General features: G+C 71.7%; 7 protein-coding genes. 5 read left to right on the forward strand and 2 right to left on the reverse strand.

The genetic code is table 11. From position 1 onward, the window contains the following. Positions 1 to 127: 127 nt before the first annotated feature. Positions 128 to 1,114, reverse strand: a complete 987-nt coding sequence (locus H5J33_RS20980; protein ID WP_181796468.1) for an alpha/beta fold hydrolase — start codon at positions 1,112 to 1,114, stop codon at positions 128 to 130. Between the two features lie 197 nt (positions 1,115 to 1,311). On the opposite strand from H5J33_RS20980, the gene H5J33_RS20985 reads away from it, so the two are divergent. The 4 genes from H5J33_RS20985 to H5J33_RS21000 all read left to right on the forward strand — a co-directional run bounded on the left by H5J33_RS20985 (position 1,312) and on the right by H5J33_RS21000 (position 3,267). Then, positions 1,312 to 1,545, forward strand: a complete 234-nt coding sequence (locus H5J33_RS20985) for a hypothetical protein (protein ID WP_181796469.1) — start codon at positions 1,312 to 1,314, stop codon at positions 1,543 to 1,545. 156 nt (positions 1,546 to 1,701) lie between these two features. Next, positions 1,702 to 2,343 carry a TetR/AcrR family transcriptional regulator gene (locus H5J33_RS20990; protein WP_030787897.1) on the forward strand — a complete coding sequence of 214 codons (642 nt, stop codon included), beginning with the start codon at positions 1,702 to 1,704 and terminating at the stop codon, positions 2,341 to 2,343. 177 nt (positions 2,344 to 2,520) lie between these two features. After that, entirely contained in the window at positions 2,521 to 2,748 is a 228-nt protein-coding gene (locus tag H5J33_RS20995; RefSeq protein ID WP_030614747.1) for a DUF3107 domain-containing protein, read from the forward strand. Positions 2,749 to 2,997: 249 nt separating this feature from the next. Further along, positions 2,998 to 3,267, forward strand: a complete 270-nt coding sequence (locus H5J33_RS21000; protein WP_181796470.1) for a hypothetical protein — start codon at positions 2,998 to 3,000, stop codon at positions 3,265 to 3,267. 48 nt (positions 3,268 to 3,315) lie between these two features. Here H5J33_RS21000 and H5J33_RS21005 read toward each other — a convergent pair whose 3' ends face one another. Then, positions 3,316 to 4,062, reverse strand: coding sequence for a ferritin-like fold-containing protein (locus H5J33_RS21005; protein ID WP_181796471.1), 747 nt, complete (start codon positions 4,060 to 4,062; stop codon positions 3,316 to 3,318). 522 nt (positions 4,063 to 4,584) lie between these two features. Here H5J33_RS21005 and H5J33_RS21010 point away from each other — a divergent pair. Beyond that, positions 4,585 to 5,808: DEAD/DEAH box helicase (locus tag H5J33_RS21010; RefSeq protein ID WP_258565260.1), on the forward strand; the 1,224-nt coding region annotated here is incomplete at its 3' end.

Raw genomic sequence — 5,808 nt, forward strand, 5'->3', positions numbered from 1 at the left:
CACCCGGGGGCGGTGTGCTCCCCGTCCCCGGCGCGGTTGCCGTGTCTGCCGGTGCGTTCCGGCGTTATGTCCGTCGTCTCGGTCCTGGGGGCCGGTCCGCGGCGGCTGTGGCGTCCCACCCTGGCCCTCAGCTCCTCGCGTCCGGGGCGGTGCCGTCGGTGCCGGCCGACTGCGCGAGCAGCTCCCGGACCGCGCCGGCGACCACGTCGGGGTACTCCATCATCGCCACGTGCCCGGCGTCCGGCAGGGTCACCAGCCGGGAGTGACGGAAGGCGCGGGCGGCCTTGGCGGCCATGCGGAAGCCGACGAGCTGGTCCCGGCCGCCGTAGATCAGCAGGGTGGGGGCCAGCACGCGTTCGGCCTGGCGCCACAGCCCGTGCTGTCCGCCGAGCGTGTAGGCGTTGACGATGCCGCGCGCGGAGCGGGCCATCGCGTCCCAGAAGTACGGCAGTCGCAGCCGCCGCTCCAGCTCCTCCACGGCCTGCTGGAACGCCTCCGGCGTCACCCGGCCGGGGTCGCCGTAGCACAGCCCCATGACCCCGCGCACCCGCTGCTCGGCGGTCCACTCCCTGGTGAGCCGGGTGAACAGGGCGGCGATCCCGGGCACCCCGAGCAGCCCGGTCGGCACCGCCGTGCGCTGGATGCGCAGCTCCGGCAGGGCGGGCGAGACGAGCGTGAGCGTGCGGACGAGGTCGGGACGCACGGCGGCCACGCGCGTGGCGACCGCGCCGCCGAGCGAGTTGCCGAAGAGGTGCACCGGGCCGCGGCCGGCGGCGTCGAGATGGCGGATGACCGCGCGCGCGTGTCCGGTGACGGAGTAGTCGCCGTCGTCCGGGGGCGGGGAGTCGCCGAAGCCGGGCAGGTCGACCGCCTCGCCGTCCACCGCGTCGGCCAGCTCGGCCATCAACGACGACCAGTTCTGCGAGGAACCGCCGAGTCCGTGGACGTACAGCGCGGGCGGCAGGCCCTCGCGCGCCGGCCGGCGGGAACGGATCGTCAGCGTGACGCCGGGCAGGCCCACGGACCGCAGTCGCTCGCCCTCACCGACCCGGACGGGCGCCACTCGGGGAAGAACACTGGCGGCCGGCACGGACGGCGACTCGGTCGAAGACATGCGGCAATGTTACGAGGTGATCACGTCCGGATTCATGTGTTCGCCATCACAGAGTGAACCGAATCCGGACGGAGAACCCGACAGCGGACGGGCCTGATGGCATGGCGTCCGGATCAGCAGTCTCCTAGGCTCGTACAGAGGGCACCCGCGTGTGGCCCCTGCTGTTTCCAGGGACGTTCGTAGGAAGGGAGCCCACCATGGCCTATGACCCCACAGAGCCCGAAGCGATCGAGGACATCGACGAGCTGGAGGGCGAGCCGGCCGCGGAGTTCGGCGTCGAGGCGCCCGAAGGGGACGCCGCCGAGCAGCACGCGGACATCGCGCCGGAGCGCGACGACCCCCTGACGGGTCTGGACCCGGACCGTGGGAGCGAGGCCGATCTCATGGAGCAGGCGCGCGTCGTCGCGCTCGACGAGGACGACTACCGCTGACCTCGCGGGACCCCGGCCGGCCGCCTCGGGGCGCCGCACGGCTTTCGCCGCCGTCCGGTACGTGAAATTCTGCGCTCGCACCGCGCACACCACGGTTACCGAAAAGTACGATGGCCGCGCGGCCGAGACCGCATGTGGACGACTTTGGGAGGCGGCGTGACAGCCATCGAGCAAACTGAGGCGGCACGCCCGCGCGGCACCCGTCTGCCGCGCCGAGCCCGGCGGAACCAGCTGCTGGGGGCCGCTCAGGAGGTTTTCGTCGCGCAGGGGTACCACGCGGCGGCGATGGACGACATCGCCGAGCGGGCCGGGGTGAGCAAGCCGGTGCTCTACCAGCACTTCCCCGGCAAGCTCGACCTCTACCTCGCGCTGCTGGACCAGCACTGCGAGTCGCTGATCCAGGCCGTGCGCGGCGCGCTGGCGTCGACCACCGACAACAAGCAGCGCGTCCGGGCGACCATGGACGCCTACTTCGCCTATGTGGAGGACGACGGCGGGGCCTTCCGGCTGGTCTTCGAGTCGGACCTGACCAACGAGCCCGCGGTGCGCGAACGCGTGGACAAGGTCACCAACGAGTGCGCCGAGGCGATCTGCGACGTGATCGCCGAGGACACCGGCCTGTCGCGCGCGGAGTCGATGCTGCTCGCCTCCGGCCTCGGCGGGCTCGCCCAGGTGGTCGCCCGCTCCTGGCTGCACAGCGACCGCAGCGTCCCGCGCGACCAGGCGGTGCAGCTGCTGGCCTCGCTGGCCTGGCGGGGCATCGCCGGCTTCCCGCTGCACGGCACCGAGCACCACTGAGGGACGCCCCTTCCGGGGCCGTTCCGGGTCCGCCCCGGCCCGGCCCCGGTTTGTTCCCGCGCGGTGTTCGCTCCTGGCGTTCCGTCCCGCGGCGTGCGGATCCCCTCACCGGGCTAATGTGTGCTGGGTACGGCGCGGTTGATCGCGCACATCACTGACCGTCGGAGGGACATAGCCGTGGAGGTCAAGATCGGCGTGCAGCACGCGCCCCGCGAGATCGTTCTGGAGAGCGGTCAGAGCGTCGAGGAGGTCGAGGGCATCGTCGCCGAGGCGCTGGCCGGCAAGACGGGGCTGCTCAGCCTCCAGGACGAGAAGGGCCGCAAGGTCCTGGTGCCGACGGACCGGCTGGCGTACGTGGAGATCGGCGAGCCGACCGTGCGCAAGGTGGGTTTCGGCGCGCTCTGAACGGAAGGCGTCGCGCTTGAAGCCGACGCATCCGGGCGGAAAGCGTCACGTTTGAAGCCGGAGACGTCGAAAGGGCCCGGCGGCCGTTGCCGCCGGGCCCTTTCGCATGCTCCGCGCACCCGTCCGTACGCACATCCGTACACACATACGGAGCACAACTTCTCCACAGCCAAGGATTGCAATCCGCAGGTCACGGGTAAGACGGGCTACGACCGTCGAGCCGGACCGGCCGTGGGAGGGACCCCCGACATGATCTTCGAAGCACTCGGCTCCGCCGTGCTCGGTCTGATCCTCGCCTGGGCGGGGACGCACCGGCTCGCCCACCGGCTGCCGGCCCGCCCGCTGGTGTACTCGACAGGCGTCGCCGGAGCCCTGTTCGGCGACTTCGTGACCCGTACTGCCCTCGGCCCCGGCACCGCTCTGCTCAGCCTGCTGGGCGCCGCGGTCATCGCGGTCGCGTCACTGTCCCTGCTGCTGCGCCCGGCCGGCCGCCTGCGCCGGCGATCAGCGACGGCCTGAGAGGCCTCGCCCCCGGTCCGGACCGAGGATCCGGTGCCGTGCCGGGGCTCAGGCCGCGAGGCCCAGCGCGGCCATCCGCTTCGTGTGCGCCTCGGTGATCCGCGAGAACATCCGGCCGACCTCGGCGAGGTCGAAACCGTCGGCCACACCCCCCACGAGCATCGTGGACAGCGCGTCCCGCTCGGCGACCACCCGCTGCGACTGCGACAGCGCCTCGCCCATCAGCCGCCGCGCCCACAGCGCCAGCCGGCCGCCCACCCGCGGGTCGGCGTCGATGGCGGCCCGCACCTTCTCCACCGCGAAGCCTGCGTGCCCGGTGTCGTCCAGCACGGCGAGCACCAGCTCACGCGTGTCGGAGTCGAGGCGCGCGGCGACCTCCCGGTAGAAGTCGCTGGCGATCGAGTCGCCGACGTACGCCTTGACCAGGCCCTCCAGCCAGTCCGAGGGCGCGGTCTGCCGGTGGAAGCCGTCGAGGGCGGCCACGAACGGGTCCATGGCGGCCGTGGGCTCCTCGCCGATCTCGGTCAGCCGGTCCCGCAGCCGCTCGAAGTGGTGGAACTCGGCCGAGGCCATCTTCGCCAGCTCCGCCTTGTCCGCGAGGGTCGGCGCCAGCTTGGCGTCCTCCGCGAGCCGCTCGAACGCCGCCAGCTCTCCGTAGGCGAGCGCGCCGAGCAGGTCCACGACGGCGGCGCGGTACTGCGGGTCGGCGGACGCCTGCGCCCAGTCCTGGGCGGCGACACCGGTGGGGCCGGAAGGTGCGGCGGACGCGTTCTCAGGCTTGTCAGAGCTAGTCATGAGGCGCACAATAGCCCGCTCGGCGGCCCGCTCAAGCCCTCGGCCGATCACTGTGAAACCCCGGCCGATCAATGTGACCACCACTACGTGACCGAATCGGCCATCGCATGTGCGCCGATCCGGGGTATGGTGGTAATGCGCCTGCTGAGTGCGTCGACGGTGTTCGACGTGTCCCGACGGGCCGCACGCATGAGGATGCCCGGTCGGTGGCCCGATCGGCTCCGACCCGACAGCTCTCCACGACCGTACGGCTCAGACCGTACGACAACGGGAGAGACCCTCAGCGGTACGAGCGCTAGAGCGTCGGCAGAGGTCCCGTGCCTTACGGCTTGCCCGAGTGGTTCGCCCGTACGGCAGCCGACGTCCCCGGCACGGTCAGACACGACCCCCGCGCTCGCCTCGCACCGCGCACACAGAAGAGGCAGCACCCTGACTACTACGTTCCGAGAACTCGGGATCCTTCCCGAGACCGCCGAGGCCCTGGAAGCCGTCGGCATCATCAACCCCTTCCCCATCCAGGAGATGACGCTCCCCGTAGCCCTGTCCGGCACGGACGTCATCGGCCAGGCCAAGACCGGCACCGGAAAGACGCTGGGCTTCGGCCTTCCGATCCTCGAGCGCGTCACCGTCCCCGCCGACGTCGAGGCCGGGCGCGCCGCTCCCGAAGCCCTCACCGACGCCCCGCAGGCCCTCGTCGTCGTCCCCACGCGCGAGCTGTGCACCCAGGTCACCAACGACCTGCTGACGGCGGGCAAGGTCCGTAACGTCCGGGTGGTCGCGATCTACGGCGGCCGGGCGTACGAACCGCAGGTCGAGGCCCTGAAGAAGGGCGTCGACGTGGTCGTCGGCACCCCGGGCCGGCTGCTGGACCTCGCGGGCCAGAAGAAGCTGAACCTGAAGCACGTCAAGTGCCTGGTCCTCGACGAGGCCGACGAGATGCTCGACCTGGGCTTCCTGCCCGACGTCGAGAAGATCATCGACATGCTGCCCGCCAAGCGCCAGACCATGCTGTTCTCGGCGACCATGCCGGGCGCGGTCATCGGCCTCGCGCGGCGTTACATGTCCCGGCCCACGCACATCCGCGCCACCGCGCCGGACGACGAGGGCGCCACGGTCGCGAACATCAAGCAGTTCGTCTACCGCGCGCACAACATGGACAAGCCGGAGATGGTCGCCCGCATCCTGCAGGCCGAGGGCCGCGGACTGGCGATGATCTTCTGCCGTACCAAGCGGACGGCCGCCGACATCGCCGAGCAGCTCCAGCGGCGCGGCTTCGCCTCCGGCGCGGTCCACGGCGACCTCGGCCAGGGCGCCCGCGAGCAGGCGCTGCGCGCCTTCCGCAACGGCAAGGTCGACGTCCTCGTCTGCACCGACGTCGCCGCGCGCGGCATCGACGTCGAGGGCGTCACCCACGTCATCAACTACCAGTCCCCCGAGGACGAGAAGACCTACCTGCACCGCGTCGGCCGGACGGGCCGGGCGGGCGCCAAGGGTACGGCGATCACGTTCGTCGACTGGGACGACATCCCGCGCTGGCAGCTGATCAACAAGGCGCTGCAGCTGGACTTTCACGAGCCGGTGGAGACGTACTCCAGCTCCCCGCACCTCTTCAGCGACCTCGGCATCCCCGAGGGCACGAAGGGCATCCTGCCGCGCTCCGAGCGGACCCGTGCCGGTCTGGACGCGGAGGAGCTCGAGGACCTGGGCGAGACCGGCGGGCGGGGCGCGCGCGGCCGTGGCCGCGGT

Source organism: Streptomyces sp. WELS2, assembly GCF_013870595.1.
Lineage (GTDB): Bacteria > Actinomycetota > Actinomycetes > Streptomycetales > Streptomycetaceae > Streptomyces.